Here is a 1596-nt window from a genome sequence, read left to right on the forward strand (position 1 = left end):
GGTGGCCGCGGCCCCGCCGAGCGCATCACCTTGACCCCGCTGGGGGACGAGCCGGTGCCGCTGGCCGATCCGCGCCAGCCGTGGCCCGGCCGGCTCCCCGAGCCCTCGCCGGCGGTGCTGCTCGACGATCCGGTGGAACTGCTTGACGCCGAACGAAACCCGATCCGGGTGACCGGCCGCGGATTGTTCTCGGCCGATCCGGTGTGGCTGGTGGCCCGGGGGCGTGATGAGCGGCTGCGCTGGTGGGCCGGGCCCTGGCCGGTCGACGAGCGGTGGTGGGACCCGCAGCGGGAGGGCCCGGGATCGGGACGCACCGCCCGGGTCCAGGCGCTGTTGGACGGCCCGGCCGGCGCACCCGGTCAGGCGCTGCTGCTGTGCTACCGGCTGCGGCGGTGGTACCTGGAGGGCAGCTATGAGTGACGAGGCACCCAGCCGGCGGGCCAACGCGCCGACTCGGCCGTCCCACCCTTCTTCGCCCAACGTGTGACCACTGCGAAAAACTGCGCCTCAAATCGCAGTGGTTACACGTTCGGCGGGACGGGGTGGGGATGGGGTGGGGCGGGGAGGCACTCAGCCCAGCCGGCGGGCCAACGCGCCGATTCGCTGCACGAGCCGATCGAAGAACGCCGCCGGGTCGACGCCCACGCCGATCAGCGCGTTGGGCTGCCCGGCGTTCCAGTCGGGAACCGTGCGCCCGCGCTCCGCCCCGGGTGTGAGCACAACCCGTATCGCGGCCGGCCGGGTGGTCACCAGGCCGGGTTCCAGCGCGACCGCCGCGGCCAGCGGATCGTGCAGATACGCCAGGTACCCGTGCCCCCGGGCGTCGTGCGCCTCGAAGTAGAACCGCAGTGCGTCGTGGAGCAACCGGACCACCGGGCTGTCCGACGGCGCCGGCAACAATGCCAGGATCGCCGGGGTGATCGCGATGCGCTGGGTCAGATCCAGCCCGCATACCAGCGGAAGCCGTTGCGGCGCAACGGCCGCCCACGCCGAGAACACCTCGGCGGCCGCCTCGGGATCGAACCCGATGTTGAACTCGGCCCGGCCGGCCCGCTCGCCGGAGAACACGCCGCCCATGATCACCAGCCGGCTCAGCAGTGTGGGCAGTGCGGGCTCGGCCCGCAGCGCCAGCGCCAGGTTGGTCAGCGGGCCGGTCACCAGCCCGATCAGCTGCCCGGGGTGTTCCCGCGCGGCGACGGCCCACGCCGCCGCGGCGTCGTATCCGGTGAGCCGGCCGCTGCCCGGCGGCAGCTCGGCATACCCCAGTCCCTGCGGCCCGTGAATGGCCTCCGCGGTGCGGACCGGCCCGCTCAGCGGAGCCTCGGCGCCCCGCGACACCGGAATGCCGCTCGCCCCGCACAACTCCAGCAGAGCCAGGTTGTTGCGGCAGACCTGTTGCACCGCAACGTTTCCGCCGGTTGCTGCCAGACCCACCAGCCGGGCCTGCGGGTCGGCCAGCAGGTAGACCAGCGCAACGGCGTCATCGACGCCGGTGTCGACGTCGGCGAAGACCGGCAGCATCACGACCGCACGATCACCAGTACACGCCCGGCACCAGCCGGACCGCCCGCTTGACCGGACGGGGCACCCGTACCC

1 protein-coding gene and 1 pseudogene are annotated in these 1596 nt (G+C 73.5%); one reads left to right on the plus strand and one right to left on the minus strand.

What is annotated here, in order from left to right:
• Window positions 1-420 (plus strand): annotated as a pseudogene (locus DQP56_RS24175) (DNA polymerase Y family protein); the annotation flags it as partial.
• A 150-nt stretch (window positions 421-570) separates the two neighbouring features.
• Here DQP56_RS24175 and DQP56_RS24180 read toward each other — a convergent pair.
• The gene (locus tag DQP56_RS24180) at window positions 571-1521 is read right to left on the minus strand and encodes a nucleoside hydrolase (RefSeq protein WP_205868977.1); all 951 of its coding nucleotides are present in this window, start codon (window positions 1519-1521) and stop codon (window positions 571-573) included.
• Between the last annotated feature and the right edge of the window lie 75 nt (window positions 1522-1596).

This window comes from Mycolicibacter senuensis (genome assembly GCF_003284925.1).
GTDB lineage: Bacteria > Actinomycetota > Actinomycetes > Mycobacteriales > Mycobacteriaceae > Mycobacterium > Mycobacterium algericum_A.

Bases quoted from the DNA above. Each gene is read 5' to 3' on its own strand.
- DQP56_RS24180 (WP_205868977.1), bottom strand. From the start codon at position 1,521: ATGCTGCCGGTCTTCGCCGACGTCGACACCGGCGTCGATGACGCCGTT.